The sequence below is a fragment of the Rhodosalinus halophilus genome (assembly GCF_003298775.1).
In the GTDB taxonomy this organism is placed as follows: Bacteria; Pseudomonadota; Alphaproteobacteria; order Rhodobacterales; family Rhodobacteraceae; genus Rhodosalinus; species Rhodosalinus halophilus.
Genome location: NZ_QNTQ01000005.1, coordinates 239,289 through 258,058, shown reverse-complemented (window position 1 = coordinate 258,058; position 18,770 = coordinate 239,289). Strand labels below are relative to the sequence as shown.

Annotated in this window: 22 protein-coding genes; 14 read left to right on the top strand and 8 right to left on the bottom strand. The window is 70.6% G+C overall.

The window, feature by feature from the left end:
- Positions 1-39: 39 nt before the first annotated feature.
- From DRV85_RS06510 to DRV85_RS06500, 3 genes are read right to left on the bottom strand one after another with little or no spacing between them, the layout of a single operon-like run.
- A complete protein-coding gene (locus tag DRV85_RS06510; protein WP_113288631.1) occupies positions 40-336 on the bottom strand; it encodes a hypothetical protein in 297 nt (98 codons plus the stop codon).
- Positions 324-875 carry a DUF2953 domain-containing protein gene (locus tag DRV85_RS06505; RefSeq protein ID WP_113288630.1) on the bottom strand — a complete coding sequence of 184 codons (552 nt, stop codon included), beginning with the start codon at positions 873-875 and terminating at the stop codon, positions 324-326. The genes DRV85_RS06510 and DRV85_RS06505 overlap by 13 nt, the downstream gene beginning before the upstream one ends.
- Before the next feature lie 9 nt (positions 876-884).
- Complete coding sequence (locus tag DRV85_RS06500) at positions 885-1,238, bottom strand: spore germination protein GerW family protein (protein WP_113288629.1); 354 nt, start codon at positions 1,236-1,238, stop codon at positions 885-887.
- A 152-nt stretch (positions 1,239-1,390) separates the two neighbouring features.
- Between DRV85_RS06500 and pheS the strand changes: the two genes are divergently transcribed.
- The 9 genes from pheS to DRV85_RS06455 all read left to right on the top strand — a co-directional run bounded on the left by pheS (position 1,391) and on the right by DRV85_RS06455 (position 8,468).
- Positions 1,391-2,464, top strand: a complete 1,074-nt coding sequence (gene pheS / locus DRV85_RS06495) for a phenylalanine--tRNA ligase subunit alpha (protein ID WP_113288628.1) — start codon at positions 1,391-1,393, stop codon at positions 2,462-2,464.
- A 54-nt stretch (positions 2,465-2,518) separates the two neighbouring features.
- Complete coding sequence (locus tag DRV85_RS06490) at positions 2,519-2,671, top strand: hypothetical protein (protein WP_158540117.1); 153 nt, start codon at positions 2,519-2,521, stop codon at positions 2,669-2,671.
- Between the two features lie 42 nt (positions 2,672-2,713).
- Complete coding sequence (locus DRV85_RS06485; protein WP_158540116.1) at positions 2,714-3,226, top strand: DUF6647 family protein; 513 nt, start codon at positions 2,714-2,716, stop codon at positions 3,224-3,226.
- A 31-nt stretch (positions 3,227-3,257) separates the two neighbouring features.
- On the top strand, positions 3,258-3,479 hold the full coding sequence (locus tag DRV85_RS06480; protein ID WP_113288625.1) for a phenylalanyl-tRNA synthetase subunit beta: 222 nt from the start codon (positions 3,258-3,260) through the stop codon (positions 3,477-3,479).
- 3 nt (positions 3,480-3,482) lie between these two features.
- Positions 3,483-3,764 carry a YrhK family protein gene (locus DRV85_RS06475; protein ID WP_113288624.1) on the top strand — a complete coding sequence of 94 codons (282 nt, stop codon included), beginning with the start codon at positions 3,483-3,485 and terminating at the stop codon, positions 3,762-3,764.
- Between the two features lie 62 nt (positions 3,765-3,826).
- Entirely contained in the window at positions 3,827-4,702 is an 876-nt protein-coding gene (locus DRV85_RS06470) for a nitrilase-related carbon-nitrogen hydrolase (protein ID WP_113288623.1), read from the top strand.
- A 187-nt stretch (positions 4,703-4,889) separates the two neighbouring features.
- Positions 4,890-7,283 carry a phenylalanine--tRNA ligase subunit beta gene (gene pheT, locus DRV85_RS06465; protein ID WP_113288622.1) on the top strand — a complete coding sequence of 798 codons (2,394 nt, stop codon included), beginning with the start codon at positions 4,890-4,892 and terminating at the stop codon, positions 7,281-7,283.
- An 85-nt stretch (positions 7,284-7,368) separates the two neighbouring features.
- On the top strand, positions 7,369-8,025 hold the full coding sequence (locus DRV85_RS06460; protein ID WP_113288621.1) for a phosphoribosyltransferase: 657 nt from the start codon (positions 7,369-7,371) through the stop codon (positions 8,023-8,025).
- A complete protein-coding gene (locus DRV85_RS06455) occupies positions 8,022-8,468 on the top strand; it encodes a YtoQ family protein (protein ID WP_113288620.1) in 447 nt (148 codons plus the stop codon). Before DRV85_RS06460 ends, DRV85_RS06455 begins: the two co-directional genes overlap by 4 nt.
- A gap of 70 nt (positions 8,469-8,538) precedes the next feature.
- Here the strand turns inward: DRV85_RS06455 and DRV85_RS06450 are convergent, their stop codons facing one another.
- The 3 genes from DRV85_RS06450 to DRV85_RS06440 are packed head-to-tail and all read right to left on the bottom strand — an operon-like array spanning position 8,539 to position 12,301.
- Positions 8,539-10,191: a choline dehydrogenase gene (locus DRV85_RS06450; protein ID WP_113288619.1), complete on the bottom strand. Its 1,653-nt coding sequence runs from the start codon at positions 10,189-10,191 to the stop codon at positions 8,539-8,541.
- Positions 10,192-10,198: 7 nt separating this feature from the next.
- Positions 10,199-11,335, bottom strand: coding sequence for an aromatic ring-hydroxylating oxygenase subunit alpha (locus DRV85_RS06445; protein ID WP_113288618.1), 1,137 nt, complete (start codon positions 11,333-11,335; stop codon positions 10,199-10,201).
- 30 nt (positions 11,336-11,365) lie between these two features.
- Positions 11,366-12,301: a DMT family transporter gene (locus DRV85_RS06440; protein ID WP_158540115.1), complete on the bottom strand. Its 936-nt coding sequence runs from the start codon at positions 12,299-12,301 to the stop codon at positions 11,366-11,368.
- 229 nt (positions 12,302-12,530) lie between these two features.
- Between DRV85_RS06440 and DRV85_RS06435 the strand changes: the two genes are divergently transcribed.
- From DRV85_RS06435 to kdsA, 3 genes are read left to right on the top strand one after another with little or no spacing between them, the layout of a single operon-like run.
- A complete protein-coding gene (locus DRV85_RS06435) occupies positions 12,531-13,505 on the top strand; it encodes a KpsF/GutQ family sugar-phosphate isomerase (RefSeq protein ID WP_113288616.1) in 975 nt (324 codons plus the stop codon).
- The gene (locus tag DRV85_RS06430; RefSeq protein WP_113288615.1) at positions 13,505-14,296 is read left to right on the top strand and encodes a 3-deoxy-manno-octulosonate cytidylyltransferase; all 792 of its coding nucleotides are present in this window, start codon (positions 13,505-13,507) and stop codon (positions 14,294-14,296) included. The genes DRV85_RS06435 and DRV85_RS06430 overlap by 1 nt, the downstream gene beginning before the upstream one ends.
- Positions 14,293-15,114, top strand: a complete 822-nt coding sequence (kdsA, locus tag DRV85_RS06425; RefSeq protein WP_113288614.1) for a 3-deoxy-8-phosphooctulonate synthase — start codon at positions 14,293-14,295, stop codon at positions 15,112-15,114. The genes DRV85_RS06430 and kdsA overlap by 4 nt, the downstream gene beginning before the upstream one ends.
- A gap of 25 nt (positions 15,115-15,139) precedes the next feature.
- Here the strand turns inward: kdsA and DRV85_RS06420 are convergent, their stop codons facing one another.
- Complete coding sequence (locus DRV85_RS06420; RefSeq protein ID WP_420820910.1) at positions 15,140-15,934, bottom strand: mechanosensitive ion channel family protein; 795 nt, start codon at positions 15,932-15,934, stop codon at positions 15,140-15,142.
- A gap of 135 nt (positions 15,935-16,069) precedes the next feature.
- On the opposite strand from DRV85_RS06420, the gene DRV85_RS06415 reads away from it, so the two are divergent.
- Positions 16,070-16,771 (top strand): glutathione S-transferase family protein, encoded by a 702-nt coding sequence (locus DRV85_RS06415; protein ID WP_113288612.1) that lies wholly within the window; start codon positions 16,070-16,072, stop codon positions 16,769-16,771.
- Between the two features lie 49 nt (positions 16,772-16,820).
- Here DRV85_RS06415 and DRV85_RS06410 read toward each other — a convergent pair whose 3' ends face one another.
- On the bottom strand, positions 16,821-17,585 hold the full coding sequence (locus DRV85_RS06410) for an SDR family NAD(P)-dependent oxidoreductase (RefSeq protein WP_113288611.1): 765 nt from the start codon (positions 17,583-17,585) through the stop codon (positions 16,821-16,823).
- 127 nt (positions 17,586-17,712) lie between these two features.
- On the opposite strand from DRV85_RS06410, the gene DRV85_RS06405 reads away from it, so the two are divergent.
- On the top strand, positions 17,713-18,765 hold the full coding sequence (locus DRV85_RS06405) for a GlxA family transcriptional regulator (protein ID WP_113288610.1): 1,053 nt from the start codon (positions 17,713-17,715) through the stop codon (positions 18,763-18,765).
- Positions 18,766-18,770 lie beyond the last annotated feature (5 nt).

Sequence of the window (18,770 nt, the reverse complement as noted above, 5' to 3'; positions counted from 1 at the left end):
CCTCGGGCGGCCCTTTCTCGTTTCCGCGGTCGCATCGGTCTACCGGCCGGCGACAGCCCGGCGAAAGGCGGCGAGGCACCCGGGCAGCAGTGCTTCGGCTTCCTGCTCCGTCATGTGCCCGCCATCCGGGCGCAGGCAGCGCAGCTCCTGACCGGCGATCACCATCAGCGCCAGCGCGGTCTTTTCACCGCCGCCCAGCACCCCGGCGACGCGGGCGCGCGCCGCGCGCGCGTCCAATCGCGGCCCGGCCCGCACCGTCACGCGGCACAGCGCGGCGACCGTGCCATGCGGCGTCTCGACAGGCGCATCCAGCTGCACGCGGCTCACCTGTTCCACAGCACCCTCCAGCCAAAGCGGATCGCCGCGCCAAGCGCGGGCGCCAGAGTCACCGCCACCCGTCCCTCCGCTTCCCCCGTCAAGCTGGGGCCGTCGAACACGGGCCGCAGCGCGATCTCGCGCCGCGCCGAGGGTGGCAGCCCGTAAAGCAAGGGGCAGAGCAGGCCGAAAAGCTGGCCCGTGTCCGCAGGGTCCAGCAGGCCAAAGGCGCCGTCCACGCGCAGCCGCTCGACCCGGACCGCGCGAAGGAGACCGCGCGTCAGGTCGGGGGCCGCGCGCAGCATGGCGCCGCCGCGCCGATACCGGCGCCAACGGTGCGACCTCTCCCGCGCCACGGGCTCGGGGGCCACGGCCCGGGGCCGCGCGCGCCTGCCGCCGATCCGGATCGGGAGCAGCCCGCCGAAAAGCCCCAGCGTCAGCCGCGCTTCCACCCGCTCGGCGCGCGCCAGCCGCCCCTCCACCCGGATCGGCAGCCAGATGAGCCCGGCGAGCGTGGCCAGCACCAGCGCCGCGAGCGTCCAGAGGGCTGCCGCGAGCATCGCCCGCGATCAGCTCTCGCCCGCGCCGCCGGCGGATTTCGCGCCGCGCTCGACCGCCGCCGCGGCCACGTCGCGCACCACGTCCGCCATGCTGGACATGGTGCCCTTCACGGCCTCGTCGCGCGCGCCGTCGGCGTCGAAGACGATGGCGCCCACCGGCTTGATGCCGCCGCCCGCGCCGGTCCCGCCCGAGGGGCCGGTCTTGGTCTGCGCGCCGCCCGCGCCGAAGCCGAAGCCGTAGCTCACGATGGGGATGACCGTCGCGCCATCCTTCTCGATCGGCGCGCCGAGCACGTTCTTGGCGCTGAGCAGCCGATCCAGTTCCTCGACCGTGCCCTTCAGCAGCTTCTCTACATCGTCCATGACCGCGTCTCCCTCGCGAAGCGCGCCCGGCCCGGGCGCAAGGGCAGCATAGCCGCCGAGTCCGACAGCGCATTGACGTGCGTCATGCCGCGCGCTTGCGCTCTTTCGGCCTGCAGGCTAGCACCGGCGCGGCGCTCAAAGGGGATGCGGACATGGACGATCTTCGCGAAAAGTGGCTGAAAGCGGTCGCCGATGCGGGCGACGCGGCCGCGCTCGAGGCGGTGCGCGTGGCCGCGCTCGGCAAGAAGGGCGAGATCAGCGCGCAGATGCGCGAGCTGGGCCGCATGACCCCCGAAGAGCGCAAGGAGGCCGGCCCGCGCCTCAACGCGCTCAAGGACGAGATCAATTCGGCCATCGCCGCCAAGCGCGCCGCCCTCGCCGACGCCGCGCTGGAGGAACGCCTGCGCACCGAGTGGCTGGACGTGACCCTGCCCGCGCGGCCGCAGCGCATGGGCACCGTGCACCCCATCAGCCAGGTGACCGAGGAGGTCACGGCGATCTTCGCCGACATGGGATTCTCGGTGGCCGAAGGCCCGCAGGTGGAAAGCGACTGGCACAACTTCGACGCGCTCAACATCCCCGGCCACCATCCCGCGCGGGCGGAGATGGACACCTTCTACATGGCCCGCGCCGAGGGCGACAACCGCCCGCCCCACGTGCTGCGCACCCACACCTCGCCGGTGCAGATCCGCGCGATGGAGATGGCGGGCGCGCCGCTCCGGGTGATCTGCCCCGGCCGCGTCTACCGCGCCGACTACGACCAGACGCATACGCCGATGTTCCACCAGGTCGAGGGGCTGGCCATCGACAAGGATATCTCGATGGCGAACCTGAAATGGGTGCTCGAGGAATTCGTGAAGGCCTTCTTCGAGGTGGACGAGGTCGAGCTGCGCTTCCGCGCCTCGCATTTCCCCTTCACCGAACCCTCGGCCGAGGTCGACATCCGCTGTTCCTGGGAGGGCGGCACGCTCAAGGTGGGCGAGGGCGACGACTGGCTGGAGATCCTCGGCTCCGGCATGGTCCACCCCAAGGTGCTCATGGCCGGCAACATCGACCCCGCCGCCTGGCAGGGCTTCGCCTTCGGCATGGGAATCGACCGGATCGCCATGCTGAAATACGGCATCCCGGATTTGCGCGCGTTCTTCGATTCAGACCTGCGCTGGCTGCGCCACTACGGCTTCGCCGCCCTGGACGTGCCGACGCTGCACAGGGGGCTGTCGCGGTAGCGGCAGTCTGATGGCGGGCGTGCATGGTTGCTCCTTCCCCGCCTGATCGCCTTCATGGATCGCTGGCTCATGGCGGAGGCCTCGGAGCTGGCTCCCGGGCCGGTCTGCATGGAGGTGGAGGCCGACGTGACCATCGCCGGGATCGGGCGCGACGCGGCGCGCACCATCATGGCCGGGATCGACGCGAAGGCCGCGCGGCGCGGGTGACGCGGTGGCCCCCGGCCGCTAGGCTGGGGCATGGCCTGCGCCTTGCGTCCCCTCCTGCTGGCAGCGTTCTGCGTGATCCTGCCCGACCTCCCGCGCGCCGAGATCGCCGGCGAGCACGCCTTCTGCCTCCGCCCGCCCGATGCGCTGGTGCAGGAGCTGCTCGACTGGATCGAGGAGGCGTCCGACTACGACGTGAGCCCGGCGCGTGCCGACCCGCCGCTGATCCTGTTCTGCGACGAGGGCGACGCGCTGGACTACCCCGGCGGCGGCACGCTGGTCCAGCCGGGCGAGGGCGGCGTCTACGACTACCAGGCGCGGGTGATCTACCTGGTCTCGCCGTGGTCACCCGGCGACACATGGCACCGATCCATCCTGCTGCACGAGCTGATCCACGACGTGCAGTTCCTCAACCGAACCTGGGAGTGCCCGAACGCCAGCGAGATGGAGGCCTACACGCTGCAGGACGACTGGCTGAAGGCCCAGGGGGTCGCGCACGACTTCGACTGGCTGGCGATCTGGTTCTGGTCGAAATGCGGAGACGGGCCGCATCCGTGACCCCGCGCGGCCGCGCGCTAGACTGACCGTCATGCGCATTCTCTTCGCCCTTGTCGTCGCGGCACTGGTGGTTGCAGGGCACGTCGGGCTCTGGACCTCGGACCGCGTGCCGGCAGAGCTCAAGGCCGACCTCACCCGGATCAATGCCACCGCCTGGGCCGTTGTGCTGATGCCGGCGGGGGCGGTGGCGCTCTGGCGGCGCGCGCAGCGCCGCCGGGGACGCGAACGGCGGAACCACGACAGGACGGAGTGACGCATGCAACTCTTCAGGCTCTCGAACCGCGAGCGTAACGAGAATTCGCGCCGGATCTGGGCGCTCTGGGAGATCGCCTATACCTGCGTCGACTTCGGCGCGGCGCTCTGTTTCACGGTGGGCTCCGTGCTGTTCTTCTGGAAGCAGTACGAAACCGCCGCGATCTGGTTCTTCACGGTGGGCTCGGTGCTCTTCATGGCCAAGCCCAGCATCCGTCTGATCCGTGAGTTGCATCTGCTGGCCATGGGCGACGATGACGACCTCGCCCGACGGCTTCGGGGATGAGCGGCGGTTGACCGAAGCCGCGCGGCCGCCTACGGGCGGCCCGACCCGTAAGGAGCCTCGCCATGTCGCAGAGCCTGACCCTCGCCGCCGCGCAGTTCGCGAGCCATATCGGCGACCTCGACGCCAACTTCGAGACGCATCACGCCTGGGTGGCACAGGCGCAGGCGGCGGGTGCCGATGTGCTGGTGTTCCCCGAACTGAGCCTCGTCGGCCACTACGGCGCCGAGCGGCTGCTCGACGTGACGATGAAGCGCAACGATCCGCGGCTGCTGGCGCTCTCGCGCGCGGCGGGGGAGACGATCCTGATCCTTGGCTTCATCGAGGAAGGGCCGGCTGCGCAGTTCTACAATGCCGCGGGCGTCTACAAGGCCGGGCGCTGCATCTACCTGCACCGCAAGATCAACCTGCCCTCCTACGGCAAGCTGATCGAGACCAAGTACTACGCGCAGGGCCGCTTCGTGGACACCCACGCCATCGCCGAGGACTGGCGGCTTGGCCTGCTGATCTGCGCCGACCTGTGGAACCCGGCGCTGGTGCATCTGGCTTTCCTGCATGGTGCGACGCTCCTGGTCTCGCCGATCTCCTCTGGCGTCGAGGCGGTGGGCGACGGCTTCGACAACCCCGCGGGCTGGGCGGCGACGATGCATTTCTACTCGATGATGTACGGGGCGCCCTCGGTCATGATGAACCGCGTGGGGCCGGAGGAGGATCTGACCTTCTGGGGCGGCTCGCGCATCCTGGGCCCCTTCGGCGAGCCGCTGGCGGTCGCGGGGACCGAGCCGGAACTGATCTCGGCGACGCTGGACTACGCCGAGGTGCGGCGCGCGCGGGCCCTGCTGCCCACGGTGCGCGACAGCAACATGGGCCTTGTCGAGCGCGAGATGAACCGGCTGATCGACCGTCTGGGCGTGCCCGACATCATCCGCGACGACGACTGAGGTCCCCGGCGATTCTTCGTACGAAAAACCGCCGCCGCCTCCGGACGGATCCCGCCTTCGGGGGCGTCGGGCCGAAAATTCTTCGTGCGAAGAATTTTCTGCGCGCCCCGGTGGCGCGGGCGGGCTCTTCCACCGGGACGCCCGATCGGCTATCCCGCGCGCGATCGAGGCCCAAGGGACGCGCAAGATGAAATTCACCCTCTCCTGGCTCAGGGACCATCTGGAAACCACAGCCACGGTCGACGAGATCGCCGAGTCGCTGACCGATCTGGGCCTCGAGGTCGAGGAGGTCTTCGATCCCGCGAAGCGGCTTGCCGGCTTCACGCTGGGAAAGGTTCTGGAGGCCGAGCAGCACCCCGACGCCGACCGGCTGCGCGTCTGCCGGGTCGAGACGGATCAGGGCGAAAAGCAGATCATCTGCGGCGCACCCAATGCGCGGGCCGGCATCATCGCCGTCATCGCGCATCCGGGCACCTACATCCCCGGCCTCGACACCACGATTCAGGTGGGCAGGATCCGCGGCGTCGAGAGCCACGGGATGATGTGCTCCGAGCGCGAGATGGAGCTCTCCGACGAACACGAGGGCATCATCGAGCTGCCTTCGGGCGATGTGGGCGAGCGCTTCGTGGACTGGCTGGCGGCCCATGACCCGGCCAAGGTGGATCCGGTGATCGAGATCGCCATCACCCCCAACAGGCCCGATGCGCTCGGCGTGCGCGGCATCGCGCGCGACCTCGCCGCGCGCGGCCTCGGCACGCTGAAGCCGCGGGAGTCGACGCCGGTTCCGGGCGCCTTCGCCAGCCCCATCGGCGTGACCATCGACGCGGATACGCAGGATGGCTGCCCGGTCTTCGCCGGCCGCGTCATCCGTGGCGTCCGGAACGGCCCCTCGCCACAGTGGCTGCAGGACCGGCTGCGCGCCATCGGGCTGCGCCCGATCTCGGCGCTGGTGGACATCACGAACTTCTTCACCTTCGACCGCAACCGCCCGCTGCATGTCTTCGACGCCGCGAAGGTCGCGGGCAACCTGCGCGTGCATCGTGCGGCGGGCGGCGAGGAGCTGCTGGCGCTCGACGAAAAGACCTATCGCTTCCCCGAGGGCGCCATCGTCATTTCCGACGACAGCGGCCCCGAGAGCATCGCGGGCATCATGGGTGGCGAGCCCACCGGCGTGACGGAAGAGACGACCGACGTCTTCCTCGAAAGCGCCTACTGGGACAACGTGCAGATCGCGCTGACCGGCCGCGCGCTCAAGATCAATTCCGACGCCCGCTACCGCTTCGAGCGCGGGGTCGACCCGGCCTACACGGTCAAGGGGCTGGAGGACGCGACGCGGATGATCCTCGACCTTTGCGGCGGCGAGCCCTCCGAGGTGGTGGTTGCGGGTGGCATTCCGGACCATTCCCGCGCCTACCGGCTCGACCCGGACCGGGTGCGTTCGCTCGTCGGCATGGATCTGCCCGAGGCGGAACAGCGCCAGACCCTCACCGCGCTGGGCTTCACCCTCGAGGGCGACATGGCGCATGTGCCCTCCTGGCGGCCCGACGTGATGGGCGAGGCGGATCTCGTCGAGGAAGTGGCGCGGGTGGCCAGCCTCACCCGGCTGGAGGGCAGGCCGCTGCCGCGGCCCACGCAGGGGGTCACCGGCCCCGTGCTCACGCCGCTGCAGCGCCGCGAGCAGGCCGCGCGCCGCGCGCTGTCCGCCGCGGGCTTCAACGAATGCGTCACCTACAGCTTCATCGACCGGGAGGCGACGCAGCTCTTCGGGGGGGACGACAGGCTGGCGCTCGAGAATCCGATCAGCTCGGAGATGACGCACATGCGGCCCGACGTGCTGCCCGGCCTCCTGCAGGCGGCGGCGCGCAACCAGGCGCGCGGCTTCGCCGATCTGGCGCTCTTCGAGATCGGCCCGGCCTTCCACGGGCCGGAGCCCGGCGAGCAGCACCTGCAGGTGGCGGGCGTGCTCGTGGGCCGCGCGGTGCCGCGCAACGTGCATGGGGCCAGCCGTGACGCCGACGCATTCGATGCCAAGGCCGCCGCGGAGGCCGTGCTCGCCGCGCTCGGCGCGCCCGCGGGCGTGCAGGTGCTGCGCGGCGGGGCGGCGTGGTGGCATCCCGGCCGGCACGGCCGCCTCTGCCTCGGCCCGAAGAAGACGCTCGGCACCTTCGGCGAACTGCACCCGCGCGTGCTTCGGGCGCTCGACGTGAAGGGGCCCGCGGTCGCCTTCACGCTCTGGCCCGAGGAGATCCCCGCGCCGCGCCGGGCGGGTGCCGCGCGCCCGGCGCTCGCGGCCTCCGATCTGCAGGCGGTGGAACGCGATTTCGCCTTCGTGGTTGATGCCGGGGTGGAAGCCGCGGCTCTCGTCAACGCGGCGCGCGGCGCAGACAAGACATTGATCGAGTCGGTCGAGGTGTTCGACGAGTTCGCCGGCGGCGGTCTCGGAGAGGGACGCAAATCGCTTGCGCTCTCCGTGCGCCTTCAGCCGCGGGACAAGACGCTGACCGAGGCCGAGATCGAGGCCGTCTCGGGCCGCATCGTCGACAAGGTCCGTGCCGCGACGGGCGCAGAGCTGCGGGGCTGAACCGCCGCCGGCTTGCGCCCGGTCAAGGCGTCCGCGCCCGGATCGCGGCAGGCTGCGTCCCGCGGCGCGACACGGGAGAGACGCGATGTTCGAGGACCGGAAGCAGGCAGGCGAGCAGTTGGCCGAGGCGGTCGCCGCCGAGCGCCCGGCGCGTCCCGTCGTTCTCGCGCTGCCGCGGGGCGGCGTGCCGGTCGCGGCGGTCGTGGCCGAGCGGCTGGGCGCGCCCCTCGACCTTCTGCTCGTGCGCAAGCTCGGCATGCCGGGGCATGAAGAGCTCGCCGCCGGTGCGCTCGTGGACGGCGAGCCGCCGCAGGCGGTCTACAATCCCGAGGTGCTCGCCATGGCCGGTCTGGACGAGCGCGACTTCGCCGTCCAGATCGAGGAGAAGACGCGCGAGATCGCCGAGCGGCGCGCACGCTGGCTCGCCGGCCGCGCGCCGACAGACCTTGCCGGGCGAACGGCCATCGTCGTCGATGACGGGATCGCCACGGGCGCCACGATGCGCGCGGCGCTGCGCGGCCTGCGCGCGCGCACGCCGGAGGCGGTATGGCTCGCCGTGCCGGTGGCCCCGCCCGACACGCTGGAGCGCCTCGCGCATGAGGCCGACAACGTGATCTGCCTGTACCGACCTCGCGCCTTTCAGGCCGTCGGCCTGCATTATCGGCGCTTCGGACAGGTGAGCGAGGCCGAGGTCTCCGACATCCTGAAGAATTTCGACCAGCCCGAGCGGAGGAGCGAATGACCCTGACCGTCTATCTCGCAGGCGAGATCCACAGCGACTGGCGCGACGAGGTGAAGGCCGCGGCCGAAGGCCTCGGCATCCGGTTCACCGCGCCGGTGACCGATCACGCGGCGAGCGACGACTGCGGCGTGGCGATCCTCGGCGCGGAGGATGACAAGTTCTGGCACGACCGCAAGGGAGCGCTGCTCAACGCAATCCGCACGCGCACCGCGCTGGAGGAAGCGGATGTCGTCGTCGTCCGCTTCGGCGACAAGTACAAGCAGTGGAATGCGGCCTTCGACGCGGGCTACGCCGCCGCGCTGGGCCGGCCGCTGATCATCCTGCATCCGCCAGAGCACGACCACGCCCTGAAGGAGGTGGACGCCGCGGCCAACGCCGTCGCGCGCGAGCCGCGCCAGGTCGCGGAGATCCTGCGATATATCGTCGAAGGGCGTCTTCCCTAGCGCGTGCCGCGTTGGGGCCGGCGCCCTGCGGGCTCCGGCCCGGTGGTCGGGGGCGTGCCACGCCGGGACTCTAGGCTGGCGACACGGGCTGTGGGGCGTCCTGAGCCTCGACTTGGGCGGCCGGCAGCGGCGCACGCCCGAGCACCGCATCGGCCAGTTTCTCCGCGATCATGATCGTCGGCGCGTTGGTGTTGGAGTTCACCACCTCCGGCATCACGGAGGCGTCGATCACGCGCAGGCCGGGCACGCCATGCACCCGCCCCTGCGGATCGACGACGGCACCGACGTCATCTGCCGGACCCATGCGCGCGGTGCCGGACAGGTGCCACTGGCTCAGGCAGTTGGCGCGCAGCGCCGCCTCGAGCGCGGCCTCGTCCCGCACCGGCTCGCCCGGCGCGATCTCTTCGCCGCGCAATCCGTCGAAGGCCGGCTGCGCCACCAGATCGCGCGTGAGCCGGATGCCGGCGAGCATCGCGTCCACGTCGCTGCGTTGGCTGAGGTAGTTGCACAGGATGCGGGGCGGCATCAGCGGGTCGGGCGCGCGCAGGGTGATCTCGCCCCGGCTCGCCGCGCGCATCAGCCCGACATGGATCTGAAAGCTGTGGTCCGCGACCGGCTCCCAGGTCAGGCCCTGCATGGCGATGGGCGCGATGGTGAGCTGCAGGTCGGGGTAGTCCACGCCGGGGCGCGAGCGGATCGCGGCCACCACGTCGAAGTGGTTCGTCCCCACGACCCCCTCGCCGTTCAGTAGCCAGCGAACCCCTTCGATGTAGCGCCGCGGAAAGCGCGTCTGCGGCCAGACCGAAACGGGTTTTGTGGCGCGCCATTTCAGCACGTAGTCCGGATGGTCGTTGAGGTTCTGCCCGACGCCGGGGATGTCGCGCGCGACCGCGATGCCGTGCTCGGCCAGCTGCGCGGCCGGTCCGATCCCCGAGAGCATCAGCAGATGCGGAGAACCCACCGCGCCGGCCGAGAGAATCACCTCGCGCGCCGCCTCGATCACCTCGGTCGCGCCGTCCGGGCGACGCAGTTCCACGCCCGCGGCGCGGCCCTCGCGCAGGACCACGCGCTTCACCGTCGCGTCGGTGCGGATCTCCAGATTGTCCCGCCCGCGGGCGGGGTCGAGATAGCCGCGCGCCGTGCTCCAGCGCACGCCCTGATGCACCGAGCGGTCGAGCACGCCGAACCCTTCCTGCCGCGCGCCGCAGATGTCCTCGGTCTCGGGATAGCCCGCCTGTCGCCCGGCTTCGAGAAAGGCGCGGGAGAGCGGGTGATCGGGCCGGGGCCGGGCGATCCGCATCGGCCCCTCGCCGCCGCGGAAATCGTCCGCGCCCCCCGCGTAGCTCTCGGCCCGCCGGAAGTAGGGCAGCACCTCTGCGAAGCTCCAGCCCTCGCAGCCGCGCTGGCGCCATGTGTCGTAGTCGCGGGCATGTCCGCGGATCCAGACCATGCCGTTGATCGAGGAGGAGCCGCCCAGCACCCGCCCGCGGTCGTGCACGAAGCTGCGCCCGTCCAGCCCCGGCTCGGGCTCGCCCGGATAGGCCCAGTTGTAGCGGTGGCTCGTGAGATTCTGCACCATCGCGGCGGGCGCGCGCAGGCTGAGCGCCCCGTCCTTCGGCCCGGCCTCGAGCAGAAGGACGCGCAACCGCCCGTCCTCGGTGAGACGGTTGGCCAGCACGGCGCCGGCCGAGCCGGCGCCGACGATGATGATGTCGGGCTGCATCAGGGCGTCAGCGATGGATCGCCTGATACACCAGCGTGTGGAAGTGGTGCAGCAGATGCTCCGAGTTCGGCCCCCGCTGGGCGTCGATCATGTAGCGCCCCTGATCGAAGGCCATCGAGTGCAGGCCCCGCTGCACGTAGAGGTTCAGGTCGATGTCCTCGGGCCCCAGCTTCTCGTTGAACCAGGCGATCGCGGCCTTGCTGAGTTCGCTCTGCGGGCGCGATTTCGGCACGTAATGCCCGAAGCGCAGGAGCGTCCTTTCCGGCCCCAGGGGGATCTGGTTGAAGCTGCCGATCGCGTCGGCATAGGGGAAGGCGTAGAAGGTTGTCGTGGGCCAGAGCTGGATGTTGTAGAACCAGTTGGTCTGGTATTTCTCGTCCTTCACGGGATGGCCGAAGGCGGTGTCCACGTCGCGCGGCGGCCCGACGAAGTCCCACCACTTGCCGTGCTGCGTCAGCGTGTAGCCGTCGAAATCGATCAGCGCGGCGAGCTCCTTGTGGTGCGGCCCCGAGAGCTTGAAGTGATAGCCCTCGATCTGGTTGTCGACGATCACCTTCCAGTTGGCGTCGACATACATGTCCACCTCCTCGACGAAGCGCAGGTCGTCGAGGTCCGGGAAGAAGGGGCGCATCGCCTCTTCCGCGCCGGCGAACTGCTCGGCGGCGGGTGCCGCGTCCGGGTCGAAGTTGACGAACCAGAAGCCTGCGTAGTTCTCCAGCCGCACGGGCACGAGGCCCCAGTCCTCGCGCCGGAAGTCGGCCAGCTTCTCGCAGCGCGGCGCGTGGCGCAGCCGACCGTCCAGGTGATAGGACCAGGCGTGATAGGGGCAGGTGATCATCGAGGACAGCCGCCCGCGCCGGGCCTGCACCAGCCGGGTGCCGCGATGCCGGCAGACATTGTGCAGCGCGTGCACGCCGCCGTCCTCGCCCCGCACGACCAGCACGCTCTGGCCCAGGATCTCGAAGTTCACGAAATCGCCCGCCTCGGGAATCTCGCAATCGTGGCAGACGCAGTGCCACGCAGGCGTGAAGATGCGCTCGACTTCCTTGTCAAAGATCTCCTGGTCGAAGAAATACCGCGACGGCAGCGTCAGCGCGTGCTCGGGATCCTGGCTGTCCCAGGTCAGCACCTTCTGTTCGATCATTGCGGCCTCCCGACTGGTTGCGACGCGACCCTAGCCGCCTTGTCCCGGCCCGGTTTGACCGGAATCGACAGGACTCGCGCGCCGGATCGGCGGCGCGATCGCCTCGGCCGTGGCGCCGAGGATGATGAGCGCGGCGCCGACCGCTTCCGGCACGCCGAAGGGCTCGGCCAGGAAGAGGGCGCCCGAGACGACGCCCGCGATGATCTCGGCCGTCAGCAGAAAGCTCATCGTCGCAGGGGCGAGGCGCTGCGCCGCCCATATCGTGACCAGAAGTACGGGCACGATGTAGAGCAGCCCCGTGGCCAGTGCGAGCGGCACGGCCTCCAGCGCCTGCGCGCCACCCGGCCAGCGCCCCGCGGCCGCGCCGCCGATAACGAGCACCGCCGCCGCGGCCAGCACCAGCCCGAGGGTGGCGAAGAAGGACAGGGCGACCGGCCGCCCGCCCGGCCGGGAAAAGACCAGCGCCGCGCCCACGGCCCAGGCCAGCCCGGAGAGGAGCGCGGCCAGGTCGCCGGCCGCCAGATTGTCCAGCGTGACGTCGAAGCGGAAGATCGTGGCAACGCCCAGGAACGACAGCCCCAGCGCGATGCCGCTGCGCAGGCTCCAGCGGCGGCCCATGAACAGGCATTCGATGGCCGTCGACCAGGCCGGCGCGAGATAGAAGATCACCACCGCGCGCACGACGTCGGTGAAGGCCAGCGCCGCGCCGTAGAGCATCGCCGCGAGACCCATCAGCAGAGCGCCAAGCAGCGCCTGCGGCGCGGTGACCGCGCCCGCGCGGTCCCGCAGCGCCATGAGCCCGAACACCGGCAGGGCCGCGAGCCCCATGGCGAGGCTGGCCCAGACCCCTTCGAGGCCCTCGGCCTCGAGCCAGCGAATGGGCATCCACCAGACGCCCCACAGCAGCGAGGCGGCCAGCGTGAGACCCACCGCGCCGCGATATCCCAGCCCGTCGAGCGCCTGCATGACGCCGTGCCTCCGCCCTCTCGATCCGTCGTGAAAAGCGCGCCGGAAGCCCGGCGCGCGCCGCGAGCCTATCCGCTCTTGCACGACGGACCTGACGATTCGCGACATGCCGCAGGGTATCCGTTCGCCCGCACGCGGCGCGCTCCGACCTGGGCCGCAGGGACGCGAGGGCCGGGTTGGACAGCGGCCGCGCTCGGGGTATGAGGGGCCAGCCGATGCGAGCCCCGAGATGACCGCGCCCGACACGCCCCGCCAACCCTCCGCTTCCGAGATCGCCCGCGAGGTGCTCGCCACCGAACAGGCGGCGCTCGCCCGGCTCATCGACGAGCTGCCTGCGAGCTTCGACGCGGTCGCGTCGCTGCTCATCGGGGTGCCGGGCCGCATCGTGGTTTCTGGCATCGGCAAGTCCGGCCATGTGGCCGGCAAGATCGCGGCGACGCTCGCCTCGACCGGCACGCCGGCGCAGTCCGTGCATCCGGCCGAAGCGAGTCACGGCGATCTGGGGATGATCACTCGCTCGGACGCGGTGATCCTGATCTCGAACTCCGGGGAGACGCGCGAGCTCGCCGACATGATCGCGCATACCAAGCGCTTCGGCATCCCGCTGATCGCGATCACCCGCAAGCCGGAGAGTTCGCTGGCGCGCGCCGCAACGCATGTTCTGACCCTGCCCGACGCGCCCGAGGCCTGCGCGATCGGGATGGCGCCCACCACATCGACCACGCTCACCATGGCGCTGGGGGACGCGCTGGCGGTGGCGCTGATGCGGCAACGCGGATTCGACCGGGCCGACTTTCTCGCCTTCCATCCGGGCGGCACCCTGGGCGCGCAGCTTCTGCAGGTCTCGGCGGTGATGCATACCGGCGACGAGCTGCCGGTCGTCGCGCCCGAAACGCCGATGGGCGAGACGCTCGTCGTGATGAGCCAAAAGGGCTTCGGCGTCGCGGCGGTGCTCGCAGAGGGGCGGCTGGCCGGCGTCATCACCGACGGCGACCTGCGCCGCAACCTCGACGGTCTGATGGATCGGCGCGCGGGCGAGGTCGCGACGCGTTCGCCCCGCACGATCCGGCCAGACGCGCTCGTGACCGAGGCCATCGGCATCATGAACGAGAACAAGATCAGCGCGCTCTTCGCCGTCGACGACGCGGGCGAGCTGCTCGGCCTCATCCATATCCACGACGCGCTCCGGGTGGGCGCGGCCTGATGCGCGTGGCCATCGTCATCCCGGCGCGCTACGCCTCGACGCGCTATCCCGGCAAGCCGCTCGTGCCGCTGCGCGGCGCGACGGGCGGCGCCAAGCCGCTGATCCGCCGCAGCTGGGAGGCGGCGCAGGCCGTGCGCGGCGTGGCCGAGGTGCATGTCGCCACCGACGACGACCGCATCGCCGAGGCGGCGCGCGGCTTCGGCGCCTCGGTCGTGATGACATCCGCCTTCGCGCGCAACGGAACCGAGCGCTGCGCCGAGGCGCTGGCCCGGATGGATCCCGTCCCGGACGTGATCGTGAACCTTCAGGGCGACGCGCCGCTCACGCCGCCCTGGTTCGTCGAGGCCTTGATCGAGGCCATGGAGAGCGACGCCTCCGTGCAGATGGCCACCCCTGTCCTGCGCTGCTCGCACGAGGCGCTGACACAGCTTCTTGAAGATCGGCGCGCGGGCCGTGTGGGGGGGACCACGGCGGTCTTTCGCGGGGACGGGCGGGCGCTCTACTTTTCCAAGGAGGTGCTGCCGCATGTCGGCGATCCCGGCGCGCCCCCGCCGGTGTGGCATCATGTCGGCGTCTACGCCTACCGCCCTGCAGCGCTCACGGCCTATGCCGGCTGGGCGGAAGGGCCGCTGGAGCGGGCCGAGGGCCTCGAACAGCTGCGCTTTCTCGAAAACGGGACGGCGGTGCACTGCATCGAGGTCGAAGCGCGCGGCCGCGCCTTCTGGGAACTCAACAATCCGGTGGACGTGACCCGTATCGAGGCCGCGCTCGCCGAGGAAGGGATCGCATGACGACCGTCACGGTAGGCGACATCGAGATCGCGCAGGACCGTCCCTTCGCGCTGATCGCCGGACCCTGTCAGCTCGAATCGCGCGATCACGCGCTGATGCTGGCCGAGCGGCTGGCCAGGGCGGCCGAGCTGGCGGGCACGCGCTTCATCTTCAAGGCGAGTTACGACAAGGCCAACCGCTCGTCCCTGGCCGGCAAGCGCGGCATAGGCATGGAGGAAGGGCTGGAAATCCTCGCCGCCGTGCGGGCCGAGATCGGCGTTCCCGTGCTCACCGACGTGCATGCGCCGGACCATTGCGCGCCGGTCGCCGAGGTCGTGGACGTGCTGCAGATCCCGGCATTCCTCTGCCGGCAGACCGATCTGCTGCTTGCCGCCGGCCGCACCGGGGCCGCCATCAACATCAAGAAGGGGCAGTTCCTCGCGCCCTGGGACATGGCGAACGTGGCCGAGAAGGTCGCCAGCACCGGGAACACGCGCATCCTGCTCTGCGAGCGGGGCGCGAGCTTCGGCTATAACATGCTCGTCTCGGACATGCGCGCGCTGCCGATCATGGCGCGCACGGGCTATCCGGTGGTCTTCGACGCCACACACTCGGTGCAGTTGCCCGGCGGGCAGGGGACGAGTTCGGGCGGCCAGCGCGAGTTCGTGGCGCCGCTCGCGCGGGCGGCGGTGGCCGTCGGCGTGGCCGCGGTCTTCATCGAGGCGCACGACGATCCCGACCACGCGCCCAGCGACGGACCCAACATGGTGCCGCTGGAGGCGATGCCGGAGCTTCTCCGGCGGCTGCGGGCGCTGGACGATCTGGTGAAATCCGGTTGAGCCGCCCGCCTGGGGTGCGGGGCGCTCACACGCTCTTCTGAATCTCGACCGAATGCGGATAGGGGATGGTCACGCCCTCTGCGTCGAAGGCCTCCTTCACGCGCTTGAGCATGTCGAACTTCAGCTCCCAGTAATCGTCCGCGGCGCACCACAGGCGAACGCCCAGGTCCACGCTGCTCTCGCCGAGACCGACCACCCGTGTCCAGGGGAGCGGATCGTCCATCACGCGCGGGTCGGCCTCCGCGATCCGCAGGATGATGCCCATCGCGCGCTCGGCGTCGTCGCCGTAGTCGATGCCGAAGGTCAGATCCAGCCGGCGCGTGTCGTGCGCCGAGTAGTTGGTGATGATCGAGCCCCAGGCCTGTCCGTTGGGCATGATGATCTGCACGTTGTCCGGCGTCACCAGTTCCGTCACGAACAGGTCGAGGTTCTGCACCGTCCCGGCGGTGCCGCCGATATCGACATACTGCCCGACCTTGTAGGGGCGGAAGACGATCAGCATGACGCCCGCGGCGAGGTCCGAGAGCGTGCCCTGCAGGGCGAGCCCGATCGCGAGCGTCGCGGCGCCGAGGATGGCGACGAGGCTGGTGGCCTGAATGCCGAAGATGCCCAGCACGGCGATCAGCACGACGAGCAGCAGCACCCATTTCACCAGGCTGGCGGCGAAATTGCCGAGCGTCCTGTCGATCCGCGGGGTTGCGTTGACCCGCCGGCGGACCATCCCGCTGACGATGCCGGCGACGATCCAGCCGACGATCAGGACCGCGAGCGCCTTGACGGCGTTCCAGACCAGCGGGCCGTAGCCCGCGGCCGTATCCATGAGTTCCTGCACCTGTCAAATCCTCCTTGATACCCGCGCCGGCGCATGGCGGATCCGGCGCCGGCGCACAAGTCTGACGGTTTCGCCCGCCGCGGTGACGTCTATGTTGGCGTCTTACCGCAACAGGAGACCAGAATGGCATCGCTCGACGATTTTCCGATCACCCGGCGCTGGCCGGCGCAGAACCCGCAGATCCTGCAACTGTATTCCTTTCCCACCCCGAACGGCATCAAGATCTCGACGTTTCTGGAGGAGTCCGGGCTGCCCTACGAGGCGCACCGGGTGACGCTCGACGATGCGGACGTGAAGAGCCCCGAGTTCCTGTCGCTCAATCCAAACAACAAGATTCCCGCCGTCATCGACCCGAACGGGCCCGACGGCCGGCCGGTGGGTCTGTTCGAGTCGGGGGCGATCCTGATCTATCTGGCCGAGAAGACGGGACAGTTCCTGCCCGCCGATCCGCGGGCACGCTACGAGACGATCCAGTGGCTGATGTTCCAGATGGGCGGGCCGGGGCCGATGTTCGGCCAGCTCGGCTTCTTCGTGAAGTTCAAGGGCGCGGAGGTCGAGGATCCGATCCCGCGCGAGCGTTACATCGGCGAGACGAAGCGCCTGCTCGGCGTGGTGGAGACCGCGCTCGAGGGGCGCGAGTGGATCGCGGGCGACTACTCGATTGCCGACATGGCGCTGGCGCCCTGGCTCGGCGCGCTCGACTTCTACGGCGCGAAGGAGATGGTCGGCTGGGAGACGCATCCGCGGACGGTCGCCTATCTCGACCGCTTCCTCGCCCGTCCCGCGGTGCAGCGGGCGCTCGACATCCCGCCGCGCGAAGGATGACCACGGGGGACAGACGATCCCGGCGCGGTGCGCCTGCGCCGGGCCCGGCTCAGCGCGACAGGGTGACTCCGGCGGTGCGCGCGCCGTCGACGGGCAGCGCGGCGCCGGTAACGAAGCCGGCCTCGTCGGACGCGAGCCAGAGGATCGCGGCGGCGACCTCCTCGGGCTGCGCCATCCGGCCCTGGGGCGCGTAGCTCTCGGCCCAGCGCATATAGGCGTCGGGATCGCCGCTCGCCTCGGCTGCGCCGCGGATCATCGGCGTGTCGACGTTGGAGGGGCAGACCGCGTTCACCCGCACCGACCCGGCGAGTTCCAGCGCCATGGCCCTGGTCATGTTCACCAGCCCGGCCTTGGCGGCGCAGTAGGGCACGGCCAGCGGCTGACCGATCAGCGCCGCGTCGGAGGCCACGTTCACCACGTTGCCGCCGCGCGCGCCCAGCTCGGGAAGCGCCGCCTGGGTGCAGAAGAAGGGCGCCGAGAGATCGACGGCGAGCGTCCTGTTCCAGTGGTCGTCATCCACCGCCTCGATCGCCGCTTCCAGATAGACGCCGGCCGCGTTGACCAGCACATCGAGGCCGCCGAGCGCCTCGAGCGCCGCGGCGACCATGCTGCGGCAGCCCTCCGGGGTGGCGAGGTCGGCGACCACTGGGTGAACGCGCTCCGCGCCGTGACGGGCTGCGAAGCCCTCGAAGGCCTGGGCCCTCCGGGTTCCGAGCGCCACCGTCGCACCCTCGTCGCGGAAGGCGGCCACCGTCGCCGCGCCGATCCCGCCGGCGCCGCCGGTGACGAGAACCCTCTTGCCGTCGAAGCGCATCGTGTGCCCCTTTCCGCCCGGACGCGGACACCGGACATGCGCCCGCGGTCCCGTGCTTGACGATTTTCGACGACGCTTTGCCGGATCTTGCTGGGCTTCGAGGCCGATCCGCCGTAGCGTCCGGCCCATGACGAAACGTGACGCGACACGCGAGCCGCGCGTCGAGAAGCCGCTGAGCCGCGAGGTCCAGTTCCTCCTGATGCCGCGCTTCTCGTCGCTGGGGCTCATGCTGCTGACCGAGCCGCTCTTTCTCGCCAACTGGCTGCTCGGCGAGGATCGCTATTCCTGGCGGCTTCTGTCGACCGGCGGGCCGAAGGTGATCTCCAGCGACGGTCAGGCGCATGTCGTCTCCGGCGGGCTCGATGCCTTGCGGCCCGACTGCGCGACCTTCGTGCTGGCGAGCTTCGAGGCCAAGACCCATTGCCGCGCGCCCGGCGTCGCCAGCGCGCTGCGACAGGTGGCGCGGCACGGCGCGACGGTCGTCGGGATCGAGACGGGCTCGGTCGCGCTGGCGCAGGCGGGGCTTTTGTCGGGGCGCAAGGCGGCGGCGCATTGGGACGCGGCCTCGCCGCTGCGCGAACTCCACCCGGACATCGAGGTGACGGACGCTGCCTTCGAGATCGACGGGCGCGTGGCGACCTCGGCGGGCGCGCTCGCCAATCTCGACCTGATGCTGCATCTGCTGGCGCTCACCGACGGCCCCGGCCTCGCGGATCAGGTGGCGCGGCACCTGTTGCATCACCACCCGGACGCCGCGCGGAACCTGCGGGCCTCGGACCCGCTGCCGCGCGAGAGCGCGGTGAACGCCCGCATCGGCGAAGCCGTGCGCATCATGGAACAGACCCTGGAAGAGCCCCTTTCGGTGCCGGAACTCGCCGGGCGGCTCGGTATCTCGCAGCGCCAGATGGAGCGCGATTTCCGCATCGTCTACGGCGTCTCGCCCAGCCGCTTCTACCGACAGCTGCGGCTCAATCTCGCGCACCGGCTGCTCCAGCAGACCGATCTTTCCGTGACCGAGGTCGCCGTGACCGCGGGGTTCGTCTCGTCCGAGCATTTCTCGCGCGCCTATCGGGCGCAATTCGGCGTGCCGCCCAGCCGGGACAGGCTGCAGAGCACCGAGGCGCCGGCCTCCTGGATGCCCAACGGCGCGCAGAACCTGACGCTTCGGCCCAACAGGTGAGCTGC

Bases quoted from the DNA above. Each gene is read 5' to 3' on its own strand.
- DRV85_RS06505 (WP_113288630.1), bottom strand. From the start codon at position 875: ATGCTCGCGGCAGCCCTCTGGACGCTCGCGGCGCTGGTGCTGGCCACG.
- DRV85_RS06500 (WP_113288629.1), bottom strand. From the start codon at position 1,238: ATGGACGATGTAGAGAAGCTGCTGAAGGGCACGGTCGAGGAACTGGAT.
- pheS (WP_113288628.1), top strand. From the start codon at position 1,391: ATGGACGATCTTCGCGAAAAGTGGCTGAAAGCGGTCGCCGATGCGGGC.
- DRV85_RS06490 (WP_158540117.1), top strand. From the start codon at position 2,519: ATGGATCGCTGGCTCATGGCGGAGGCCTCGGAGCTGGCTCCCGGGCCG.
- DRV85_RS06480 (WP_113288625.1), top strand. From the start codon at position 3,258: ATGCGCATTCTCTTCGCCCTTGTCGTCGCGGCACTGGTGGTTGCAGGG.
- DRV85_RS06475 (WP_113288624.1), top strand. From the start codon at position 3,483: ATGCAACTCTTCAGGCTCTCGAACCGCGAGCGTAACGAGAATTCGCGC.
- DRV85_RS06470 (WP_113288623.1), top strand. From the start codon at position 3,827: ATGTCGCAGAGCCTGACCCTCGCCGCCGCGCAGTTCGCGAGCCATATC.
- pheT (WP_113288622.1), top strand. From the start codon at position 4,890: ATGAAATTCACCCTCTCCTGGCTCAGGGACCATCTGGAAACCACAGCC.
- DRV85_RS06460 (WP_113288621.1), top strand. From the start codon at position 7,369: ATGTTCGAGGACCGGAAGCAGGCAGGCGAGCAGTTGGCCGAGGCGGTC.
- DRV85_RS06455 (WP_113288620.1), top strand. From the start codon at position 8,022: ATGACCCTGACCGTCTATCTCGCAGGCGAGATCCACAGCGACTGGCGC.
- DRV85_RS06450 (WP_113288619.1), bottom strand. From the start codon at position 10,191: ATGCAGCCCGACATCATCATCGTCGGCGCCGGCTCGGCCGGCGCCGTG.
- DRV85_RS06445 (WP_113288618.1), bottom strand. From the start codon at position 11,335: ATGATCGAACAGAAGGTGCTGACCTGGGACAGCCAGGATCCCGAGCAC.
- DRV85_RS06440 (WP_158540115.1), bottom strand. From the start codon at position 12,301: ATGCAGGCGCTCGACGGGCTGGGATATCGCGGCGCGGTGGGTCTCACG.
- DRV85_RS06435 (WP_113288616.1), top strand. From the start codon at position 12,531: ATGACCGCGCCCGACACGCCCCGCCAACCCTCCGCTTCCGAGATCGCC.
- DRV85_RS06430 (WP_113288615.1), top strand. From the start codon at position 13,505: ATGCGCGTGGCCATCGTCATCCCGGCGCGCTACGCCTCGACGCGCTAT.
- kdsA (WP_113288614.1), top strand. From the start codon at position 14,293: ATGACGACCGTCACGGTAGGCGACATCGAGATCGCGCAGGACCGTCCC.
- DRV85_RS06420 (WP_420820910.1), bottom strand. From the start codon at position 15,934: ATGGATACGGCCGCGGGCTACGGCCCGCTGGTCTGGAACGCCGTCAAG.
- DRV85_RS06415 (WP_113288612.1), top strand. From the start codon at position 16,070: ATGGCATCGCTCGACGATTTTCCGATCACCCGGCGCTGGCCGGCGCAG.
- DRV85_RS06410 (WP_113288611.1), bottom strand. From the start codon at position 17,585: ATGCGCTTCGACGGCAAGAGGGTTCTCGTCACCGGCGGCGCCGGCGGG.
- DRV85_RS06405 (WP_113288610.1), top strand. From the start codon at position 17,713: ATGACGAAACGTGACGCGACACGCGAGCCGCGCGTCGAGAAGCCGCTG.